Here is an 18,979-nt window from a genome sequence, read left to right as displayed (position 1 = left end):
CACCGGCCAGCCTCAACACGGTGCGTCTTGTCGGTTCGGTTTGCGTGGCCACAACCAACAGACACCGCCGGCCAGCCTGAGGTTCCCGGTCGCCGCGCGGGAACCGCAACTTTCTGGGCGAAGCGCGCATCGTGCGAGGTGAGGCATTCCGCCTCGCGGAGGTGGTTCAGATGCGTGTGCTGACCGGGATGCTTGTGCTGGCAGTGGGTTCGGCGGTCGGCTTGGTTCAGCCGGCGTCCGCGGGGGTGGCTGCCGATCCCGCGCCGACGAATGTGCGGATCGCCTGGGCCGACCCGAGCACGTCGACGGTCCGGGTCAGCTGGGATGAGGTGGGGTCCCGTCCGAACCAGCTCAAGGTGCTGACCGTCGACGGGGTGGTGACCTCGAGCGGCTCTGCCTCCACCACCGCCACGCAGCCGAACCAGGTCGACATCGCCTTGACGTCGGCCGGTGCGGGCGCGGTCAGGATCGCCGTCTACATCGGCACGTCGAGCGAAGTACTGACCAGCCCACCGGGACTATCGAAGCCGTTCGACCAGTTGCCCACTCCAGCTCCGGTACTACGGCCTGTGGTGCTCGGCGCTGACAGATTGGTGACGCTGAAGTGGGACGCGGGTGTGCCGCCGACCGACCCGGCCCCGAACGATCCACTCGACCTTCCTGCGCCTCCGGCCCGCTACCAGCTCCAGGTGATTCTGCCTGGGTACCTTTCCAAGCAGCCGTTCGGAGAACCGTTCGCGGCCACTGAGATCACGCTGCCGCGGTGGACGCCGCCGTACTCGGTCGATGTCGCCTCGCTACCCAACGAGTGGGGCGGCGGATCCGACAGCATGTTCGTCCAGGGCGAGCGCTTCACCAAGCTTTCGATCCCGTCAGCCGTCAGCTATGGGCAGACGACGGTGATCGCCGGATCCGTGCAGAAGCTGGGTTTGATCAGCATGCCTGGTCCGTTCTCGGTCTATCCCTATGAGGACCCCAATCGCCTGCTGGTGCTCCAGGCCCGGACAAACGCGTCGACACCGTGGTACGTGGTCGGGAGCACTCGCAGTACGAGCGTCGGTGCGCCTTTCGACAGTGCGTTCCGCTTTGCTCCCGTCGGGTTGGAGACCAGGCAGTACCGGGTCGTCGTACCGGACATCTTCGGGCCGCACTACCTGCTCGCGGGAGTGACCAGTGGGGTCGTGACCACGTTGGCTCGGGCTCGCGTGCTCTCGGCCGGGTTCACCGACTCGACTGCGACGATGGGCCAACGGGTTACCGCGCAACTGCGGATCTCGCCGGCTGCGAATGTCAGAACCACCTTGCAGCGTTGGGATGGAGTGGCCTGGCGTGATCTGAAGTGGGTCGACTTGAAGAGTGGCTCGGGGTCGTACACGTTCACGGCTACTCAGCGAGGGCGGTTCGCGTACCGCTTCCTGGTGCCGAGCTTCACTTTCGCCGGCCGGTCCGTGGCCTGGCAGGTGTCGCCGACGTTCGTGCTCACGACCAGCTGAGGTCAGTCGAGGGTTTTGATGATGGTGGTGAGCACGTTCTCGGTTTCGCGGGGAGTGCCGGCGGCGATGGACAGGGCGTCCATGGTGACGACGTACTTGTCGAGGTCCTCGCGCTTGTCCAGGTAGACGGCGCTGGTGAGGTGCTCGATGTAGACGATGTCGGGCAGGTCGGTGTCCGAGAACCGCAGGATGCTGAACGCACCGCCGGTGGCCGCGTAACCGCCCGCGCTGAACGGGATGATCTGCAGGGTGATGTTCGGTTGTCTGGCCAGTTCGACCAGGTGCTCCAGTTGGTCCCGCAGTACGGCCTGGCCGCCGATCGGGCGACGGAGCGCGGCCTCGTCGATCACTGCCCACAAGCGGGCCGGCTTCGTCCGCGTCAGGATCTCTTGGCGGGAGACCCGCAGCGCGACCAGCCGTTCCACCTCCGCCGTCGGCAGCGGCGCCTCGGCGTGGCCGAGTTGCGTGACCGCTCGCGCGTACTCCGGCGTCTGCAACAGCCCGGGAACGAACTGGACCTCGAAGGTACGGATCAGGTCGGCGGCCACCTCGAGCCCGAGGTAGGAGTGGAACCAGCTCGGCGTCAGGTCGTCGTACCGTTGCCACCAGCCCGGATTGTTCGCCTGCTGGGCAAGGTCGAGCAGACGCGCGCGTTCCTCGGGATCGGCGAGCTTGTAGAGGGTGAGCAGGTCGTCGACGTCGCGGGTCTTGAAGCCGACCCGGCCGAGCTCGAGCCGGCTGATCTTGGACTCGGAGCCGCGGATCGCCCAGCCCGCGTCGGAGCGGCTGATGTTCGCGTCCTCGCGCATCCGGCGGAGGTGGGCGCCGAGCATGATCCGCAGAGCCGTCGGGCCGCCGAGCGCGCCCTGCTCCTCCGTCACCGCGGCCGCCTCCCCAACGTGATCCGTGCCCGAGAGGAGATCTTTCACGCCCGGCCCTCACTTGCCGAGTCCCGACTCGCTACGCGGTGTGATTTGAGCCCCCTACCTTGAGTAGGCTCGGGTTCACCATCCGAGTCTGCCGTTGCGAGGTCGCCGATGCCCGATGCCACCGTGGCTCCCAGTTCCGTCCCTGTCGGCGTCGACACCACCAGGGCCAGCATCGCCCGGGTGTACGACGCCGCCCTGAACGGCAAGGACAACTTCGAGATCGACCGGGAAGTACTGCGCCAGGTGGCCACCGTGGCGCCCCAGGTGAACGACCTGGCCTGGTCGAACCGGAACTTCCTGATCCGGGCCTGCCGGTTCCTGGCCGGTCAGGCGGGCATCACGCAGTACCTGGACTGCGGCTCGGGTCTGCCGACCGCGGAGAACACCCACCAGGTGGTCCAGCGGCTACAGCCGGACGCGAAGGTGCTCTACATCGACAACGATCCGGTGGTGCTGGCGCACGGCCGCGCGTTGCTGGAGGAGAACGACAACACGCTGTTCATCAGCGCGGACATCTTTTCGCCGGACGAGGTGCTGGCCAAGCCGGAGGTCCGGGAGTTCCTGGACTTCTCCAAGCCGATCGCGCTGATCCACAACGGCACGCTGCATCACTACCTCGGCGACGACGGCCCCGAGGTGATGAAGAAGTACACCGACGCCCTCGCGCCCGGCTCGTACGTCGTGATCGCGCACTTCCTGGACCCGGAGACGCCGGAGCACTCCGAGATCGCGCGGGCGATGGAGGACAAGTTCACCCACAGCCCGATGGGCAGCGGCGTGTTCCGCACCCGTGAGCAGATCACGGCGATGTTCGGTGATCTCGAGTTGGTCGAGCCCGGCCTGGCGCTCTGCGACGAGTGGTGGCCGGACGGCCCGCGGGTCACGCCGCTCAACCAGGTAGAGGAGTGCATCGCGGGCGGCGTCGCCCGCAAGCCCTAACTCGTCTCAGACACCAGTACTGCGGTGGTGGCGGGCGTGAGCGCGCGGAAGAGATGGGGGACGTCGCCCGGGTAGACGACGTAGTCACCCGGGCCGAGTTCCACTGGCTCGTCCGCGGGGCCGATCAGGGCCCGGCCGCTGCTGAGTACTACGTGTTCGATCGTGCCTGGCATGTGCGGCTGGGATTCACGGCCCGGACCGGGAGCGACCTTGATCCGGTAGAGGTCGCGGCGCGCGTTCGGTGGAGAGGACGCGACCAGGGTGGCGCTGTAGTCCGCATGCTCGGAGTAGATCGCCGGGCCTTCGTCGGCGCGGATCACCTGGACCTTGGGCCGCGGCGGTTCGATCAGGTCGGCGAACTGGATCCCCAGCGCCACACAGAGCGCCCAGAGTGTTTCCACGCTGGGATTGCCGGTGCCGGACTCCAGCTGCGACAACGTCGACTTGGCGATGCCGGCCCGCTTCGCGAGCTCGGTCAGGGACAGGCCGGTCCGGGTGCGCTCGCGGCGCAGGGATCCCGCGATCACGTCGAGTGGTGCCTTGGTGTCCATCGGCGTTCGCTCCATCGGTCCGTCTGTTCGACTTGACGAACAGGCTGGTGTTTGTTCATCATAAAACCCATGCGTTCGATATGGCGAACAAGCGGCCTGGCGTTGGATCGGGGCCTGGCGCGGGACATCGCGCTGGTCTGCCTCGCCGACGGCATCGTCGGCCTTTCGTACGGCGCGATCAGCGTCGGCGGGGGACTCCAGCTGTGGGTTCCGGTGGTGTTGTCGATCCTGGTGTTCGCCGGCGCGTCGCAGTTCCTCTTCGTCGGCATCGTCGCGGCCGGTGGGAGCCCGATCGCGGCGACCATCGCCGGGCTGCTGGTGAACACACGGCACGTTGCGTTCGGGCTGGCGATCAGCGAGGTGATCGGGAACGGGTGGCGGCGACTGCCGGGCAGCCATCTGATGACGGACGAGAACGTCGCCTTCGCGCTCGGGCAAGAAGAACTGGCCAGGAAGCGGGCGGCGTACTGGGCGTGCGGGATCGGGATCTTTGTCAGTTGGAATGTCGGGGTGGTGATCGGGGCGCTGGCGGGTTCGGTGATCACTGACACGGACGTGTTCGGGCTGGACGCGGCGTTCCCGGCGGTCCTGCTTGCACTGGTTCTGCCCGCGGTGCGTGATCGATCGACCCGGACCGCTGCCCTGGTTGGAGCTGGGGCCGCGCTGGTGGCGACGCCGTTCTTGCCGGCCGGGTTGCCGGTCCTGTTTGCGCTGGTGGGATTGCTGTTCTACCGCCCAGCCGCGAAGCCGAGTCCGGAGCTTGTGGGATGAGTCTGTTGCTGGTCGGGATCCTGGTGCTTGCCGTAGGCACCTTTTCGTTGCGGTTGGCGGGACCGCTGATGCGGAGCCGGTTCGAACTGCCTGAGCGGGCGCAGCAGGTGCTCGCTGCTGCCGCGGTCGTGCTGCTCGCCGCGCTGGTGGCGACCGCGGCACTGACCGACGGATCCGGTCACGCCGGGATCGCGCGGCCGGCCGGAGTACTGGTCGGCGGCGTACTGGCGTGGCGGCGGGCGCCGTTCGTGCTGGTGGTTGTCGCCGCGGCAGCCACAGCGGCCGGATTGCGGCTGCTCGGCGTACCGTGACTGCGCTTTCGGGCGATCGTGGGCAGTATTCCGCCCGCGATCGCCCAACTTCGCAGGTATTCCGGCCCGAGGCCCCGCTTCGGGCGCTAGCGTTCGGTCATGACCAGTTATCCGGGGCAACCCACGGCGCCGAGCCGGACCTTGATCTGGCTGGCGGTCGCCAGCTTCGTCATCGGTATCGTGCTGAGCGCGTTCTTCGTCTGGCGAGCGGTCGCGAACGTGCCGGAGGCGCCGGAACCGATCGACAACGGTCCGGTGCAGGTGGACAGCGACGGGTTCACGATCTTCTCGTCCATCCCGGTACTGCGACCGCCGTGCGAGGCGAAGGACGAGAGCGGCAACGACGTTCCGCTCGAGGAGCCGACCACCGACACGTCGATCACTCTGAACGACGACACCTGGTATGTAGTGGCGAACTCGGTCGACCGAGTGCCGGGGACCTTCGCGGTCTCCTGCCTGGACGACGAGACCGGCGCGACCTACGCGGTCGGGCCGCGGCTGTCGCTGGGTGCGTTCGTCGGGTCGATCATCGCCGCGATCGGGTCCTTCCTGCTCTTCTTCGCCGTCGGCGTGGTCCTGATCATCGTGAGCACAGTGAAAACCCGCCGGGCCAAGCGCGCAGGCGCCTACCCAGGCAACACCTTCCCAGCCGGCCCCGGCTACCCAGCCGGCCCCACGTTCCCCGGCTACCCACCCTCAGGCCCGGGCTACCCGCAACAGAACTACCCACCCCAGAACTACCCACAACAGAGCTACCCACCACCGGGCGCAACCTACCCACCGCAGAACCCCCCGCCACCGAGCTACCCGAACTCAGGCTTCCCCCCACCCGGCAGCGTCGACCCACGCTGGCCAACCAGCCCCCAAGACGCGAAGAGCCCAGACTCGGTAGAGCCCCCGCCCGGTGGCGTGGACCCACGCTGGCCCACCGGTCCTGCCGATGCGGCTGCTTCGAAGAGCCCGGATTCGGTGGAGCCCCCGCCGGGTGGCGTGGACCCGCGTTGGCCGACGCCGCCGGACCAGGCGGCGCCGCCTAAGGACAGCTGATCAGGTGGTGAAGGTCGCCAGCCAGAAGTAGGTCAGCTCCGTGTACCGGACCTCGGCTGCCACCGGCGAGAGATCGCCGACCACCTGATCCCGGTCCGGAAAGTTCTTCAGTACTTCGAACTCCCGCCCGTCCGCGAGCCGGCGACGCTGATACGTGTCGCCGGCTTCGGTGGTTTGGGTGATCGGCTGACTGCTGCCCTCGACATACCTGTTGTCCGCAAGCACCACCACACCACCCGGCGCCACGCGACCAGCCAGTACCCGCGCGAACCGCGGCACGTCGTCCCGCAGTACATGCGACCAGAAAAACCCAGCGAAGATCACGTCGAACGCGCCCGGCACCTCCTGCACCGCGTACGCATCCGCAGTCTGGAACGACACCTCGCCCGGCCCGTAGCGCCGCGACCGGGCGATCTCCAGCGTCTCGTCGTTCAGGTCGGTCGCGACGATCGAACGCGCTGACGTAGACAGCGCGGTCGTCCAATAGCCGGTGCCCGCGGCAACCTCCAGCACCGACTTCCCGGCGACGAGCTCCACCAGCAACGCCCGCAAGCGCCCCAGATCCTCTTGCCTCTCAGGCTTTGCGTAGATCGCGTCGTACTCCGGCGCACGCTCGCGGTAGTAATCCTCAAGCACTAGTGGTCAGTGCTTTTGGTCTGAGGAGGAAGGCGCCCAGGTAGAGGAGGGCGGCGATGATGAGGAGGCCGTCGAAGCCGATGATGAGGGCGGCGTATTCGAGGCAGCCTCCGAGCATCGCGCCGAGGAGGTTGGCGCCGAAGCTGGCTGTGCCGTCGGCGGTGTCGGTGAACCGCTTGGCGAAGATCACGTTGGCCGCGAAGATCGGCATGAACGCGACCAGTACGGCGACCAGCGCGCGCAACCCGATCGGCATCGAGAGCAACCAGCTGTCCGGGAAGACCCAGCTCAGCAGCAACCCGCCGAACAACACGACGTACATCACCTTCAAAGGTGGCGTCTTGAACTTCCGCGTCACTTCGACGGCAGCCAGTACTGCGACCAGCACGCCGGCGAACACGATCGCGTTCACCACCCACGTAGTACCGAACAGCAACGCGAAGCCGGTGATGCTCTTCGTCTCCAGCAACATGAATCCCGCACCGAGCAGGAACAGATCCGCATACGGCCGCATCCGCCGGTACGACGATCCGCCGCCCGCGATCCCGACCCCGATGATTCCCGCGAGCAGGACCAACGCGAGCGTGACCAGGTAGAGCGACGGGATCCGGTCGGTGAACAAGTACAGGAACGGCCGGTTGTCCGTCGCCGGCGGCGGGGTGATCGAGGTCGTCCCGGCCCACGCCGTCGCGCAGGTCTGGTCGGCTTCGGTGAGCCCGACCGTCACCACTGCCTGCTGCAGGTTGTCGCCAACCTTGTCCACACACGGCTTGTGCCCGAACGCCTGCTCCGCGGTCGAGGCGAGCCGGTCGATCAGCCAGGTCTCGCGGTAGTAGTTGTACATCGCGAACGCACCGCCGGGCGCGAGGTGCTCCTTCGCACTCTCGAACGCCTGCTGGGTGAACAGGTAGCTCTCCAGCCGCAGCGAACTCGCGCCGTTCACCAGTGTCAGCGAGTCCGGCAGCGCCAGCAGGATCAGGTCGTACTTCTTGTCCGTCCGGGACAGGAACGCCCGCCCGTCGTCGATGTGCGACGTCACCCGCGGGTCCTGGTAGGAGTGATCCGGGTTGCTCTCGCGACCGATGTCGCGGATCCGCGGATCGATCTCGACCGCGTCGACGTGCTTGGCGCCCTTGCTCAACGCGATCGCGACGTCGGTGCCGCTGCCCGCCCCGATGATGAGCACGTTGCCAGGTTGCTTCCCTGCCACGGCCCGCTCGTACGGCGTTCCGTACTGCGGCTCCCACTGCAACCGCTTCTCCGCCGGAATGGCCTGCTGGTGGGGAACCCCGTTGACGGTGATCGTCAGCAACGGCGTGTTCTCGAACGACGACGTGGCCGTCTGCACCTTGTAGTACGGCGACCAGCTGTTCTCGGGCCGGGTGGACTCGTGGAAGAGCACGCCGAGCATCACCAGCATCGGCGTCAGGACCAGCGCACCACTCAGCACGGCAGCGGTCGCGCGCGGCTGCGGCACCATCAGCGCCAGGAACCCGATGGTGACGATCAGCCCCCACCAGATCGGCGGCGCACCCAGGAACGACAGCCCGGTGAACGCGACGATCCCGATCAGGCTGCCGATCAGGTCGAACCGGTACGCCGTCAGCCGGGGCAGCTCGGCGAAGCACCGCCCGACCAGCTCCGCGGGACCGGCCAGTACGACGGCCGCCGCGATGAACACGATCGGCAGGATCACCCAAACCGGAGGCCCGGTGGTGTCGAGGCTGGTGAAGTAGATGACGCTGGACGAGGTACCCCGGTCGACCGTCACCGGCTTCCACGCGATCACCGCGACCAGCAGGCCGAGCATGATTGGGGAGTAGTACGGCAGGCGCTTCGCCCGGCCGGACCGCAGGATCCCGATCCCGATGCCGAGGAACGAGCCCAGCAGCACGAAGTTCGAGAAGCAGCTCAGGTGCACCACGTTCGAACCGGTCCAGCGGATCAGCGCGAGCTCGAGGAAGAGCATCAGCGCGCTGGCCGCGACCAGGCGCGGTTTCACCCCGAGGGGGTTGTTCCAGCGGGGCGTGGTGGTCCGGCTGGGCGTTGACGAGTCGACTGCCATGGGCGGCGACCATACCTGATCGACGGTGGCCTACGTCAGCTTTCAACAAAAAACACCACGCCCAGCGACCGCGAGCACGGTCGCCAGGCGCGGAGTGTGATCAGCTCACGGCTTCTGCAGCTGGCAGCCGGCCTTGTTCAGATCGATCGTTCGGGTGGCGGTCAGACAGGTGTAGAGCCACCAGGTCTGCTGCCCGTAGGCGGCGCCCTGGTCGACCGTGATGTTGCCTGCCGCATCGACCTCGCAGGGGTTGTTCACGGTGCAGCGCTGGCCGTCCTCGTTGCCGGTGTTGTTCACGCCGATCACCTCACCCGTGGAGGTGCTCACGACCGGCGAACCCGACGTACCGCCGATCGTCTCGCAGCCCGGCTGCCGGTACTTGATCGAGCTCTGCCAGGTCCAGTCGCCCTCACGCAACTGCGGGATCGTCGCCTGCACCGAGCAGGTGTAGATCCGCTTCCAGTAGCCGGAGACGACGGCCATCCCGGCGCCGTTCGCGGGGCCCTGCTTGGCCAGCGTCAGCGGGTTGACGTTCAGCCGGGTCTTGATGGAGGCGTAGGTCTCGTTCACCTCGTAGACGATCATGTCCGTCTTGGTCATCGTGCCGTAGAGGATCCGGCTGGCCCGGACGGTTCCGGCCCGGCTCGAGTCCGGCTTCAGTAACGTGATCGAGCGGGTCGAGGAACGGTTCACCAGGACCTGGCCCGGGTTCAGGAACCCGCCTTCGTAGCAGTGCCCGTTGGTGAGTACCAGGGCCTTGTCGGTGGCCGCCGATTCGGCGTACCGGACCAACGAGGCAGAACAGTTGCTGAGGGAGGCGATCCCGGTGAAATCGGCGCCGGGTGCGGCGAGGGCCGGTTTGTCGGGAGCGGTCTCGACGGCCAGCGCCTGGCTGCCGCCGAGCAGCACGGTACTGACCGCGATCGCGGACATTGTCAGGGAACGGAACAGTCTCATGGGCGGTTTCCTGTCCTCACTAGGAATGCTTGCGATGGGGGTGTGCAAGCAGGGCGTAGTCACCCTAGGACTCTTCGTAGCCGATCGGAATCGGTCCAGACCATCACAACCGGATGAAAGTTCCCGGCACCGGGCAACGCAGGGGTTTCCCTCCGGCGGGTGGGCGGGCTGTTACTCTTCGTCTCCGGATCCGCCCGGCTCGAACCATCGCACCACCTGGTACGTCTGACCAGGTGGCGGATGGTGAACCAGAGGTATGGCGGCGCGCCTGATCAGGGTGGTCGTCCTGCCATGGCCATACTGAACGTCGCGACGACCGGCTACGGGGAGACGCCGTCCCGAGTACCGGCAGCAGCGCGCCGTACGGAGAACGGAAGGACGTCATGCCGCAGGAGAAGCCAGACCTGCGCAACCTCAGCGAGCCGGTTCGGTTCAAGCGTGCGCTGACGCTGCTGCTGATGACCCTGGTGCTGCCCGGGTCCGCGCAGATCGCCGTCGGCAGCAAGCGGGCCGGTCGGTACGCGTGGCGAGTGATCGCCGGCCTGATCGCGATCGTCGTGTTCCTGATCCTGCTGGCGCAGGTCTGGCGGTCCGGCACGATCAACCTACTGGTGTCGCCGAAGACGTTGCGCGTGGTGCAGATCCTGCTGATCCTGCTGGCGATCGGCTGGGCCGCGCTCTTCGTGGACGCCTACCGACTGGGCCGTCCGCTCACCCTGCAACGGAATCACCGGTTGACTGCGAGCATCCTGGACGGCGTACTGGTGGTCGTGGTCGTCGGTGCGCTCTTCTGGGGCAGCACGATCGTCTCGGCCCAGCGGGACTTCATCGCCAGTGTGTTCGGCAACGGGGAGAAGTCGAAGGCCGAGAAGGGCCGCTACAACGTGCTGTTGCTCGGTGGCGACTCCGGCGCGAACAGGACCGGCACCAGGCCGGACAGCATCACCCTGGCCAGCATCGACGCCGACACCGGACGCGCCGTCCTGATCGGTCTGCCGCGGAACATGGCCAGGGTCCCGTTCCCGGCGGGGACGGCGATGGCCAAGCAGTTCCCGAACGGCTTCCACTGGGACAACTGCGCCGCCAACTGCTTCCTGAACGGCGTCTACACCTACGCGATGGGACACAAGCAACTCTTCCCCGGGGTGAAGGATCCCGGCCTGCTCGCCACCCGGCAGGCGGTCGAGGCGATCACCGGGCTGAAGGTGAACTACCACGTGCTGATCGACATCGCCGGCTTCCAGCACCTGCTGAACGCGGTCGGCGGGATCACCCTCGACGTCGGCAAGAAGGTGCCGATCGGCGGTGTCGGCGGGCCGATCAAGGGGTACATCCAGCCCGGCAAGAACCAGCACCTGGACGGCTACCACGCGATGTGGTTCGCGCGATCGCGGGCCGGTGCGACAGACTACGAGCGGATGACCCGGCAGAAGTGCGTGATGACGGCGATGCTGAACCAGCTGTCGCCCCAGAAGGTGCTGACCAAGTTCCAGGGCATCGCGGCCGCCAGCAAGGAGGTCGTCCAGACCGACATCCCGGCCGGAGACCTGGGAACCTTCACCGACCTCGCGCTGGACTCGAAGAAGCTCCCGGTGTCAAGCTTCTCGCCGGTCCCGCCGTTGATCAACACCGGCGATCCGGACTTCGACCTGGTCCGTACCAAGGTCGCCGAGGCGGTCGGAAAGTCCGAAGCGCTGGACAAGGCGGCCGAGGACGGGGACGGTAAGAAGTCGAACACACCGAGTAGCGTGCCCACGAAGAAAGCGACCACCCCGGCCAAGCCCGGCAGCACACCGTCCAAACCCACCCCCGACGTCGACGACGTCGCTTCGATCTGTAAGGCCTGACCTGAACATGTCCCTGTCCTCTTGGCCCCCGGTCTCCGTCGTGATGCCTGTCCTGAACGAGGAACGCCACCTGGAGGAAGCGGTCGGCCGCGTCCTCGACCAGGAATATCCCGGCGAGCTGGAGGTCGTGCTCGCCGTCGGACCGAGCAAGGACCGGACCGAGGAGATCGCCGAGCGGCTGGCCGAGGCCGACAAGCGGATCACCATCGTGGCGAACCCGACCGGGAAGACCCCGGCCGGGCTGAACCTGGGGATCTCGAATGCCCGGCACGACATCGTCGCCCGGGTGGACGGGCACGGAGTACTGACGCAGGGCTACATCGCCCGCGCGGTCGAAGTACTGCAGGACAGTGGCGCGGACAACGTCGGCGGCGTGATGGCGGCCGAGGGGCGCACGCCTATTGAGATGGCCGTTGCTTGTGCTTATCGGTCGCGGCTCGGCCTTGGTGCGTCCACGTTCCACCAGGGCGGCAAGGCCGGTCCCGCGGACACGGTGTACCTCGGAGTGTTCCGCCGTACTGCGCTGGAGCGGGTCGGCGGGTTCGACGAGTCGATGCATCGGGCGCAGGACTGGGAGCTCAACTACCGGATTCGCAAGACCGGCGGGCTGATCTGGTTCAGCCCGGACCTGTCGGTGACGTACCGGCCGCGCTCGTCGCTGTCGGCGGTCGCGAAGCAGTTCTTCCACACCGGCCAGTGGCGGCGCGAGGTGATCAGGCGGCACCCGGAAACGGCGAGCAAGCGCTACCTGGCCCCGCCGGTCGCGGTCGGCCTGCTGACCCTCGGCACCATCGTCGGCATCATCGGCCTCGCGACCGGCAGCAGCCTGCTCGACCTGGGCTTCCTGGCCCCCGTCGGCTACGCCTTCGCCCTGATCCTGGGCTCGATGATGGAAGGCCGCTACCTCCCCTGGAAAGCCCTCTTCTGGCTGCCCCTGGTGATAGCCACCATGCACATCTCCTGGGGCCTGGGCTTCATCATCGGCCTCCAAGAGCGCCCAGCCCCAACCCAAGCCACCTAGCCTGCAAGTGTCATCGGCTCTCGTGCTCTCCGGTCCACCCGGGGTCGGGAAGACCTCCGTCGGGTGGCGGGTCTTCGATCGCTGTACCGATCTCGGACAGGCGCCTGCGTTCGCAGACCTCGACCTACTCGGCGCGGCATGGCCGGCGCCAGACGACGACCCGCACCAGTCGCGATTGAAGGCGACCAACCTGGCTGCGGTGTGGTCGAACTACGTGCAGGCGGGCAGCAAACGCCTCATCGTTGCAGGCGTCGTCGAGAACCAGCGCGAGCGGCGACAGCTCGAGGAAGCGACCAGAGGACCAGTCGTGATCTGCCGCCTCGACGCCCCGGATGCCGAGCTTGCGCAACGGATTCATGATCGCGGTCGCGAGGACGGCGCCGACCTCGCCAACCTCGTCGCCCGCGCCTCCGAACTGTCCGCCCAGCTAGTCGCTGACGACGTCAGCGACTACTCGATCAACACCGCCGGCCGAACCATCGACGACGTAGCCGCCGCCGTCCTCACCCACTGGAACCGCGCGTCTACGTGACGGCGACCGTGCCCGCTGGCAGTGCGCGTCTACGTGACAGCGACCGTGCCCGCTGGCAGTGCGCGTCTAGGTGACAGCGACCCTCACCACCGCGAGCCGCGACGGAGGAGCTGCGGAGCTGATGCCTTTAGCGTTTGCCGGTGGCTTCTAGGTTGTAGGCCTCTACTACCTCTTTGACGTCGCCGTCCATCTTCATGGCGCCCTTGTCGAGCCAGATGGCGCGGTTGCAGGTGTCCAGGACGACGTCGAGGCTGTGGCTGACCAGGAAGACCGTGCCCGCCTCGTCGCGGAGTTGCTTGATCTTCTGCTCCGAGCGGACCCGGAACTCGGCGTCGCCAGTGGCCAGGGCCTCGTCGACCAGCAGGATGTCGTGCGTCTTCGCCGAGGCGATCGCGAACTTCAGCCGGGCCGACATGCCGGACGAGTACGTCGACATCGGCAGGTCGATGAAGTCGCCGATGCCGGAGAACTCGACGATGTCGCCGTAGCGCTCGTCGATCTCGGCGGCGCTCATGCCCATCGCCAGGCAGCCCAGCACCACGTTCCGGTCGCCGGTGAGGTCGTTCATCATCGCCGCGTTGACGCCCAGCAGGGACGGCTGGCCGCCGGTGTAGATCGCGCCGGTGGCGGGCGGCAGCAGGCCGGCGATCGCCCGGAGCAGGGTCGACTTGCCGGAGCCGTTGCGGCCGATCAGGCCGATCGCGTCGCCCTTGTACGCGGTGAAGCTGACGTTCTTGACCGCGTGCACCTCGCGGATGGTCGGCCGGTCCTGGCGTTTGAGGATCCGCCGGAACGCGCTGGCCGCAGTACCTTTGCCGCCCGAGCCTGCCGTCACCTTGTAGATGATGTTGACGTTGTCGGCGATCACTGTGGGGACACCATCGGACGCCGGGGCCGGAGCCGCCGGAGTCGGAGCTGCCGTCTCAGCCACGGCCATACCTGTCCTCCGCACGCCAGAAGTAGATGAATCCACCGATCAGGGAGATCGCGGCCCAGGCGATCGAGATCTTCCACGCGTTCGGAAGCTGGTTCGCCGTGTGCTCCTCCAGCACCGCGCGGCGGGCGATGTCGATGTAGGCCGAGATCGGGTTGAGCGACAGAACGTGGATCACCCAGCCCGGGGCGTCCAGCCCTTCCAGCTTGGCCGGGATCGAGAAGAAGATGCCGGACGCGTACAGCCAGGTCCGGGTGATGAACGGCAGCAGTTGGCTGATGTCGCTCAGGAAGGCGCCGAGCCGGGCGAAGACCAGGGTGGCGCCGATGTTGAACAGTGTCTGCAGGAACAGCGCCGGGATCAGCAGGAACCAGCGCAAGTCCGGTCCGGTGGTGAAACCGACCAGCAGGAACAGCACGCCCATCGAGAGGAACATCTGGTTCAGCTCGTTGACCACATAGGCCAGCGGCAGGGTGGCGCGCGGGAAGTGCAGGGTGCGGATCAGCGACATGTTCGCCGAGATCGCGCGGGATCCCTCGGTCATCGAGCGCTGCGTGTACGTGAACACGAACATGCCGCAGATCAGGTACGAGGCGTAGTTCGGGATGCCGTTCTTGGTACCGAGCAGGACGCCGAACGCCAGGTAGTAGACGCCTGCGTTCAGCAGCGGGGTGAGGATCTGCCAGATCGAGCCCAGCCGGGCCCCCGCGTAGACGGCATAGGTGCGGGCCCGGGCGTAGCTGACGATGAACTGGCGACGGCCCCACAGGTCACGAAGGTAGGTCCGGAGCAGCGGTCGTGCCGAACTCCTGGACAACCCATAGCGCTCGGCCATTGCCGCTAGTTCAGCGGTCTTGGCCGACTCGGCGGCGGTTGACATGCGGGCCAATCTACTGGGCCCGCGTCCCGGATAAGACATCGGCGCGCTCTGAACCGTTTCAGTACCCCCTGACCCGGCACGCTGTGTCACCGGATTCTCTCGGTGACACAGCGATCGCGGTCAGTTCTTCACTTCGCGCAGCCGTCCAGTTTCGACCTCGTAGACGAAGCCCCGGACCGAATCCTTGACCGGGATGAACGGGTCCGCGGCGATCCGCTGCAGCGACTGCCGGACGTCCTCGTCGATGTCGCTGAACGCCTCGGCGGACCAGTCCGGCTTCAGCCCGGTCTCGGCCAGGATGCCGGCCTTGAACTCGTCGTCGGTGAACGTCAGCATGCCGCAGTCGGTGTGGTGGATCAGGATGATCTCCTTGGTACCGAGCAGCCGCTGGCTGATCGCCAGACTGCGGCGTTCGTCGGCCGTGATCACCCCGCCTGCGTTGCGGATCACGTGCGCGTCGCCCTCGGACAGGCCGAGCAGGCCGTACGGGTTCAGCCGCGCGTCCATGCACGCGACCACGGCGACGTGCTTGCCGGGAGGCAGCGGCAGATCGCCCTTGTCGAAGGTCGCCGCGTACTGCTCGGCGTTGGCCAGCAACTCATCGGTGACGCTCATCGTGCATCCTCCAGAAAAAGTCAAGTGAGCCGATACACAAACTTAACTTTTCCCCGTCGCCCTGGGGAGGCGTCCCATCCCGTGGGACGCTGCTCAGGCCAGCAGCCGGGCGCGGAGGCTGTCGAGCTGGTACTGCGTGAGTCCGCCGTGCCGGAGGTACGCCTCAGGGCCGCCGTAGACCCGGTCGAGGTGGTCCAGGATGGCGACGATCGATCCGGCCCGGGTGTCTCGCCACTCGGTCATCTCCGCGTGCAGGGATTCGTCCGGCTCGGCCGCCAGTTGCTCCGCCAGCCAAGGGGCGAGCCGTTCCTGGGTGACGAAGTAGTCCGCGATGATCTCGTCCTCGGGAACCCCGGCCACGGAAAGCGCGAGCGCCACCACCATGCCCGTGCGGTCCTTACCGCCATGACAATGCACGACCACCGCACCGTCAGGAGCCTCGACGATCGCGGCCACCGCGGCGGCGAACAGCTCCGGATGCCGATCCAGCATGCCGATACAGGCATCGACGATGGTCTCGTACTGCGACGAATCCGCCGGATCAGCCGGATCCTGCACAGGAACCCGCATCCCGACCGGATCCCCGGAGAACGGCGTCGGGTACTCCGCGGTCTCCCGATCCCCCCGCAAATCAAGAATGCGACCAACCCCGGCCCGCCGTACCGCCGCAACCCCCTCGGCAGACAAGTACTGCAAACTGTCCGCCCGAATCAACACCCCCTCGCGAATCCGTCCACCCCCACCGGTCGGCAGCCCACCCAGATCCCGCACATTCCGACAGTCCGGCCACTCCAGATGACGACTCACAAACCCCTCCAAGTTGATCCCACAGGAATCATGGCGGCAGACCGGGGCGGTGGGGGTGGGGAAGGAATTCAGACAGTACGGGTGGCGCGGGTGGTTGAGGGGCAGTGAGAGGATTGCGGGCATGACATGGCTTGTGACTGGTGGTGCTGGGTACATCGGGGCGCATGTGGTGCGCGCGTTCGCCGCGGATGGGATCGATGTTGTTGTCATCGACGATCTGTCCAGTGGGAAGGCCGAGTTCCTGGTCGAGGGGGTGCCGTTCGTGGAGGCGAACCTGCTCGACACCGACGTGGTCCGCAAGACGCTGGACGGCGTCAGCGGCGTCGTGCACCTGGCCGGTTACAAGTACGCCGGGGTGTCGGTCGAGCGGCCGATGCACACCTACACGCAGAACGTGTCCGCGATGGTCTCGCTGCTGAACGCGATGGCCGACACGGGCGTCACCAGCATCGTCTTCTCCTCCAGCGCGGGCGTCTACGGCACCCCGAAGGACGAGATCGTCACCGAGCAGACGGCACCCGACCCGCAGAGCCCGTACGGCGAGACCAAGCTCGTCGGAGAGTGGCTCCTCGCGGACCAGGCGAAAGCCGTCACCTTGCACCACACGTCGCTGCGGTACTTCAACGTGGTCGGCTCGGGTGATCCGAAGGTGTACGACGCGAGCCCGTACAACCTGTTCCCGATCGTCTGCAACCTGCTGACGCAGGGGAAGATCCCGCAGATCTACGGCACCGACCACCCGACGCCGGACGGCACATCGGTCAAGGACTACGTGCATGTGGCTGACCTGGCCCGGGCGCACGTGGCCGCGGCCCGGGCGCTGGACGCGGGCAAGACGCTCGAGCGGGTCTACAACCTCGGCAGCGGCACCGGGACGTCCGTCCGCCAGATCATGGATGCGGCCCGCCGCGTGACCGGCATCGACTTCACCCCCACCGAAGGACCACGCCGGCCGGGAGACCCGTCCCGCGTGGTCGCATCAGGTGAGCTTGCCGCCCGTGACCTGGAGTGGAAGAACACCCACACGGTCGACGAGATGTTCGCCTCGGCCTGGGAGTCCTGGCCGAAGAACTAGACCAGCGCGCCTTCGTTGACGGTGACGGGTTCGTCGGCGGCTTCCATGGCGGGCTCGGGCAGGCCTGCTTCACCCTGGATGTCGATCACCGGCAGCACGCGGTCGAGCCAACCCGGGATCCACCAGTTGGCGTCGCCCAGCAACTTCATCGTGGCCGGCACCAGGATCATGCGCACGATGGTCGAGTCGATCAGGATCGCCACGGCCAGTCCCAGTCCGAACATCTTGGCCGTCGGGTCGTCGCCGAGGATGAAGCCGGAGAAGACCGAGATCATGATCAGAGCGGCCGAGGTGATCACCCGGCCGGTGGTGGCGATGCCGTGGACGACGGACGTGTCGCTGTCGCCGGTGACCAGGTACTCCTCCCGCACCCGGGAGAGCAGGAAGACCTCGTAGTCCATCGAGAGTCCGAACAGGATCGCGAACATGAACATGGGGATGAAGGGGAGGATCGGCACGGTCGACTCCAGGCCGATCAGGTCGGCGCCCCAGCCCCACTGGAAGACCATCACCATCACGCCGAACGAGGCGCCGATGCTGAGCAGGTTCAGCAGCGCGGCTTTGAGCGGCACGAGAATCGATCGGAAGACCAGGGTCAGCAGCAGGAACGACAGCAGGATCACCGCACCGATGAACAGCGGGAGCCGGTCGTTGACCTTGCCGCCGACATCCGCGGCGCTCGCTGTCTGACCACCGATGTGGGCCCGCGCCGGACTCTGGCCGAGCACAGCGGGAAGGACCTCCGCGCGGAGGCGCTCAACGGTCTCCACAGTTGCGTCGTCCTGCGGCCCAGTCGTCGGGAAAGCCACGAGCGTCGCGACGCCGGCGTCCACGTTCAGCTGAGCAGGCGCAGTACTGGCGATCCCTTGGTCGGCGGCGATGGCGGTACGGAGGGGCTGGACCACGCTCGCGTCCTGGGAGATGTCGACAGCGATGACCAACGGTCCGTTGGCGCCAGGACCGAAGCCTTCGGCGACGAGGTCGTAGGCCCGGCGTTCCGTTCGGTGCTGAGGAAGGGTGCCTTCGTCGGGCGTTCCGACCCGTAGGGCCAGCACCGGGGCGGCCAGTCCCAGCAGGAGCACGGTGGCACCGATGGCGTAGACCTTGGCGTGCCTGGACACGTGCTCGCCCCACCGCTGCCAGCCTGTCGCGGGTCTGGTCCGGGCGGGATTGCGCCGGACGGAGAGTCGGTTGATCCAGTGCCCGGCAAGCCCCAGAAACGCGGGCAGCAAGGTGATCGAGGCGACGACCATGATCAGCACGATGACGGAAACGGCGACCCCGCCGGCAGTCAGGAACGGTACGCCGGCCGCGGCGAGACCGAGGATCGCGATGACCACCGTGCCGCCTGCGAACACGACTGCCTGACCGGCCGTGGCGACAGCCCGTCCTACCGACTCCTCGACGGTCATGCCCTGGGCGAGGTAGTCGCGGTGCCGGGTGATGAGGAAGAGCGCGTAGTCGATGCCGACCCCGAGGCCGATCATCGAGCCGAGCACGGGCGCGACGGTGCCGACGGTGACGCCGGTCGCGACGACCGTGAGGATCAGGGTCGCGATCGTGACGCCG

19 protein-coding genes are annotated in these 18,979 nt (G+C 67.1%); 9 read left to right on the top strand and 10 right to left on the bottom strand.

Going from position 1 to position 18,979, the window contains the following annotated elements; translation table 11 throughout:
* The first annotated feature begins 170 nt into the window (after positions 1–170).
* Complete coding sequence (locus VFG33_RS10600; protein WP_325025002.1) at positions 171–1,493, top strand: hypothetical protein; 1,323 nt, start codon at positions 171–173, stop codon at positions 1,491–1,493.
* A 2-nt stretch (positions 1,494–1,495) separates the two neighbouring features.
* Here VFG33_RS10600 and VFG33_RS10595 read toward each other — a convergent pair whose 3' ends face one another.
* Complete coding sequence (locus tag VFG33_RS10595) at positions 1,496–2,374, bottom strand: Sco1979 family transcriptional regulator (RefSeq protein WP_524538126.1); 879 nt, start codon at positions 2,372–2,374, stop codon at positions 1,496–1,498.
* Between the two features lie 156 nt (positions 2,375–2,530).
* Here VFG33_RS10595 and VFG33_RS10590 point away from each other — a divergent pair, with 156 nt between their 5' ends.
* Positions 2,531–3,361, top strand: coding sequence for an SAM-dependent methyltransferase (locus tag VFG33_RS10590; protein WP_325025000.1), 831 nt, complete (start codon positions 2,531–2,533; stop codon positions 3,359–3,361).
* Here VFG33_RS10590 and VFG33_RS10585 read toward each other — a convergent pair.
* Positions 3,358–3,912, bottom strand: a complete 555-nt coding sequence (locus tag VFG33_RS10585) for a helix-turn-helix domain-containing protein (RefSeq protein ID WP_325024998.1) — start codon at positions 3,910–3,912, stop codon at positions 3,358–3,360. The two genes, VFG33_RS10590 and VFG33_RS10585, sit on opposite strands and share 4 nt — an antisense overlap.
* A 69-nt stretch (positions 3,913–3,981) precedes the next feature.
* On the opposite strand from VFG33_RS10585, the gene VFG33_RS10580 reads away from it, so the two are divergent.
* The 3 genes from VFG33_RS10580 (at position 3,982) to VFG33_RS10570 (ending at position 6,041) form a co-directional block, all read left to right on the top strand.
* Positions 3,982–4,683, top strand: a complete 702-nt coding sequence (locus VFG33_RS10580) for an AzlC family ABC transporter permease (RefSeq protein ID WP_325024996.1) — start codon at positions 3,982–3,984, stop codon at positions 4,681–4,683.
* The gene (locus VFG33_RS10575) at positions 4,680–4,994 is read left to right on the top strand and encodes an AzlD domain-containing protein (protein ID WP_325024994.1); all 315 of its coding nucleotides are present in this window, start codon (positions 4,680–4,682) and stop codon (positions 4,992–4,994) included. The genes VFG33_RS10580 and VFG33_RS10575 overlap by 4 nt, the downstream gene beginning before the upstream one ends.
* Positions 4,995–5,093: 99 nt before the next feature.
* The gene (locus VFG33_RS10570; protein WP_325024992.1) at positions 5,094–6,041 is read left to right on the top strand and encodes a hypothetical protein; all 948 of its coding nucleotides are present in this window, start codon (positions 5,094–5,096) and stop codon (positions 6,039–6,041) included.
* Here the strand turns inward: VFG33_RS10570 and VFG33_RS10565 are convergent, their stop codons facing one another.
* From VFG33_RS10565 to VFG33_RS10555, 3 genes are all read right to left on the bottom strand, one after another.
* Positions 6,042–6,677, bottom strand: a complete 636-nt coding sequence (locus tag VFG33_RS10565; RefSeq protein ID WP_325024990.1) for a class I SAM-dependent methyltransferase — start codon at positions 6,675–6,677, stop codon at positions 6,042–6,044.
* Positions 6,670–8,742 carry a spermine/spermidine synthase domain-containing protein gene (locus tag VFG33_RS10560; RefSeq protein ID WP_325024988.1) on the bottom strand — a complete coding sequence of 691 codons (2,073 nt, stop codon included), beginning with the start codon at positions 8,740–8,742 and terminating at the stop codon, positions 6,670–6,672. The genes VFG33_RS10565 and VFG33_RS10560 overlap by 8 nt, the downstream gene beginning before the upstream one ends.
* 105 nt (positions 8,743–8,847) lie before the next feature.
* Entirely contained in the window at positions 8,848–9,699 is an 852-nt protein-coding gene (locus tag VFG33_RS10555; protein WP_325024986.1) for a S1 family peptidase, read from the bottom strand.
* A 383-nt stretch (positions 9,700–10,082) separates the two neighbouring features.
* Here VFG33_RS10555 and VFG33_RS10550 point away from each other — a divergent pair, with 383 nt between their 5' ends.
* Genes VFG33_RS10550 through VFG33_RS10540 form a run of 3 tightly spaced genes read left to right on the top strand, consistent with a single transcriptional unit; the run spans position 10,083 to position 13,099 of the window.
* Positions 10,083–11,546, top strand: coding sequence for an LCP family protein (locus VFG33_RS10550; protein ID WP_325024984.1), 1,464 nt, complete (start codon positions 10,083–10,085; stop codon positions 11,544–11,546).
* A 7-nt stretch (positions 11,547–11,553) separates the two neighbouring features.
* Entirely contained in the window at positions 11,554–12,567 is a 1,014-nt protein-coding gene (locus tag VFG33_RS10545; RefSeq protein WP_325024982.1) for a glycosyltransferase family 2 protein, read from the top strand.
* 7 nt (positions 12,568–12,574) lie between these two features.
* Positions 12,575–13,099 carry an AAA family ATPase gene (locus VFG33_RS10540; protein WP_325024980.1) on the top strand — a complete coding sequence of 175 codons (525 nt, stop codon included), beginning with the start codon at positions 12,575–12,577 and terminating at the stop codon, positions 13,097–13,099.
* Positions 13,100–13,226: 127 nt separating this feature from the next.
* Here the strand turns inward: VFG33_RS10540 and VFG33_RS10535 are convergent, their stop codons facing one another.
* From VFG33_RS10535 to VFG33_RS10520, 4 genes are all read right to left on the bottom strand, one after another.
* On the bottom strand, positions 13,227–14,036 hold the full coding sequence (locus tag VFG33_RS10535; protein ID WP_325024978.1) for an ABC transporter ATP-binding protein: 810 nt from the start codon (positions 14,034–14,036) through the stop codon (positions 13,227–13,229).
* Positions 14,023–14,913, bottom strand: coding sequence for an ABC transporter permease (locus VFG33_RS10530; protein ID WP_325024976.1), 891 nt, complete (start codon positions 14,911–14,913; stop codon positions 14,023–14,025). The genes VFG33_RS10535 and VFG33_RS10530 overlap by 14 nt, the downstream gene beginning before the upstream one ends.
* Positions 14,914–15,033: 120 nt before the next feature.
* A complete protein-coding gene (locus VFG33_RS10525) occupies positions 15,034–15,528 on the bottom strand; it encodes a beta-class carbonic anhydrase (RefSeq protein ID WP_325024974.1) in 495 nt (164 codons plus the stop codon).
* A 93-nt stretch (positions 15,529–15,621) separates the two neighbouring features.
* Complete coding sequence (locus VFG33_RS10520) at positions 15,622–16,458, bottom strand: tyrosine-protein phosphatase (protein WP_325024972.1); 837 nt, start codon at positions 16,456–16,458, stop codon at positions 15,622–15,624.
* Here VFG33_RS10520 and galE point away from each other — a divergent pair.
* The gene (galE, locus tag VFG33_RS10515; RefSeq protein WP_325024969.1) at positions 16,457–17,410 is read left to right on the top strand and encodes a UDP-glucose 4-epimerase GalE; all 954 of its coding nucleotides are present in this window, start codon (positions 16,457–16,459) and stop codon (positions 17,408–17,410) included. The genes VFG33_RS10520 and galE overlap by 2 nt on opposite strands.
* Here galE and VFG33_RS10510 read toward each other — a convergent pair.
* On the bottom strand, positions 17,407–18,979 hold a 1,573-nt coding region (locus VFG33_RS10510), incomplete at its 5' end, for an MMPL family transporter (protein WP_325024967.1). The two genes, galE and VFG33_RS10510, sit on opposite strands and share 4 nt — an antisense overlap.

It is taken from the genome of Kribbella sp., from assembly GCF_035687465.1.
Lineage (GTDB): Bacteria > Actinomycetota > Actinomycetes > Propionibacteriales > Kribbellaceae > Kribbella.
Note: the sequence above shows the minus strand (reverse complement) of the source record. Positions and strands in the feature narration are given on the sequence as shown.

What these genes read in the sequence shown, in the direction of transcription:
- VFG33_RS10600 (WP_325025002.1), top strand. Translation starts at nt 171, where the DNA reads ATGCGTGTGCTGACCGGGATGCTTGTGCTGGCAGTGGGTTCGGCGGTC.
- VFG33_RS10545 (WP_325024982.1), top strand. Translation starts at nt 11,554, where the DNA reads ATGTCCCTGTCCTCTTGGCCCCCGGTCTCCGTCGTGATGCCTGTCCTG.
- VFG33_RS10520 (WP_325024972.1), bottom strand. Translation starts at nt 16,458, where the DNA reads ATGCCCGCAATCCTCTCACTGCCCCTCAACCACCCGCGCCACCCGTAC.
- VFG33_RS10590 (WP_325025000.1), top strand. Translation starts at nt 2,531, where the DNA reads ATGCCCGATGCCACCGTGGCTCCCAGTTCCGTCCCTGTCGGCGTCGAC.
- VFG33_RS10585 (WP_325024998.1), bottom strand. Translation starts at nt 3,912, where the DNA reads ATGGACACCAAGGCACCACTCGACGTGATCGCGGGATCCCTGCGCCGC.
- VFG33_RS10570 (WP_325024992.1), top strand. Translation starts at nt 5,094, where the DNA reads ATGACCAGTTATCCGGGGCAACCCACGGCGCCGAGCCGGACCTTGATC.
- VFG33_RS10575 (WP_325024994.1), top strand. Translation starts at nt 4,680, where the DNA reads ATGAGTCTGTTGCTGGTCGGGATCCTGGTGCTTGCCGTAGGCACCTTT.
- VFG33_RS10555 (WP_325024986.1), bottom strand. Translation starts at nt 9,699, where the DNA reads ATGAGACTGTTCCGTTCCCTGACAATGTCCGCGATCGCGGTCAGTACC.
- VFG33_RS10560 (WP_325024988.1), bottom strand. Translation starts at nt 8,742, where the DNA reads ATGGCAGTCGACTCGTCAACGCCCAGCCGGACCACCACGCCCCGCTGG.
- galE (WP_325024969.1), top strand. Translation starts at nt 16,457, where the DNA reads ATGACATGGCTTGTGACTGGTGGTGCTGGGTACATCGGGGCGCATGTG.
- VFG33_RS10550 (WP_325024984.1), top strand. Translation starts at nt 10,083, where the DNA reads ATGCCGCAGGAGAAGCCAGACCTGCGCAACCTCAGCGAGCCGGTTCGG.
- VFG33_RS10535 (WP_325024978.1), bottom strand. Translation starts at nt 14,036, where the DNA reads ATGGCCGTGGCTGAGACGGCAGCTCCGACTCCGGCGGCTCCGGCCCCG.
- VFG33_RS10525 (WP_325024974.1), bottom strand. Translation starts at nt 15,528, where the DNA reads ATGAGCGTCACCGATGAGTTGCTGGCCAACGCCGAGCAGTACGCGGCG.
- VFG33_RS10580 (WP_325024996.1), top strand. Translation starts at nt 3,982, where the DNA reads ATGCGTTCGATATGGCGAACAAGCGGCCTGGCGTTGGATCGGGGCCTG.
- VFG33_RS10530 (WP_325024976.1), bottom strand. Translation starts at nt 14,913, where the DNA reads ATGTCAACCGCCGCCGAGTCGGCCAAGACCGCTGAACTAGCGGCAATG.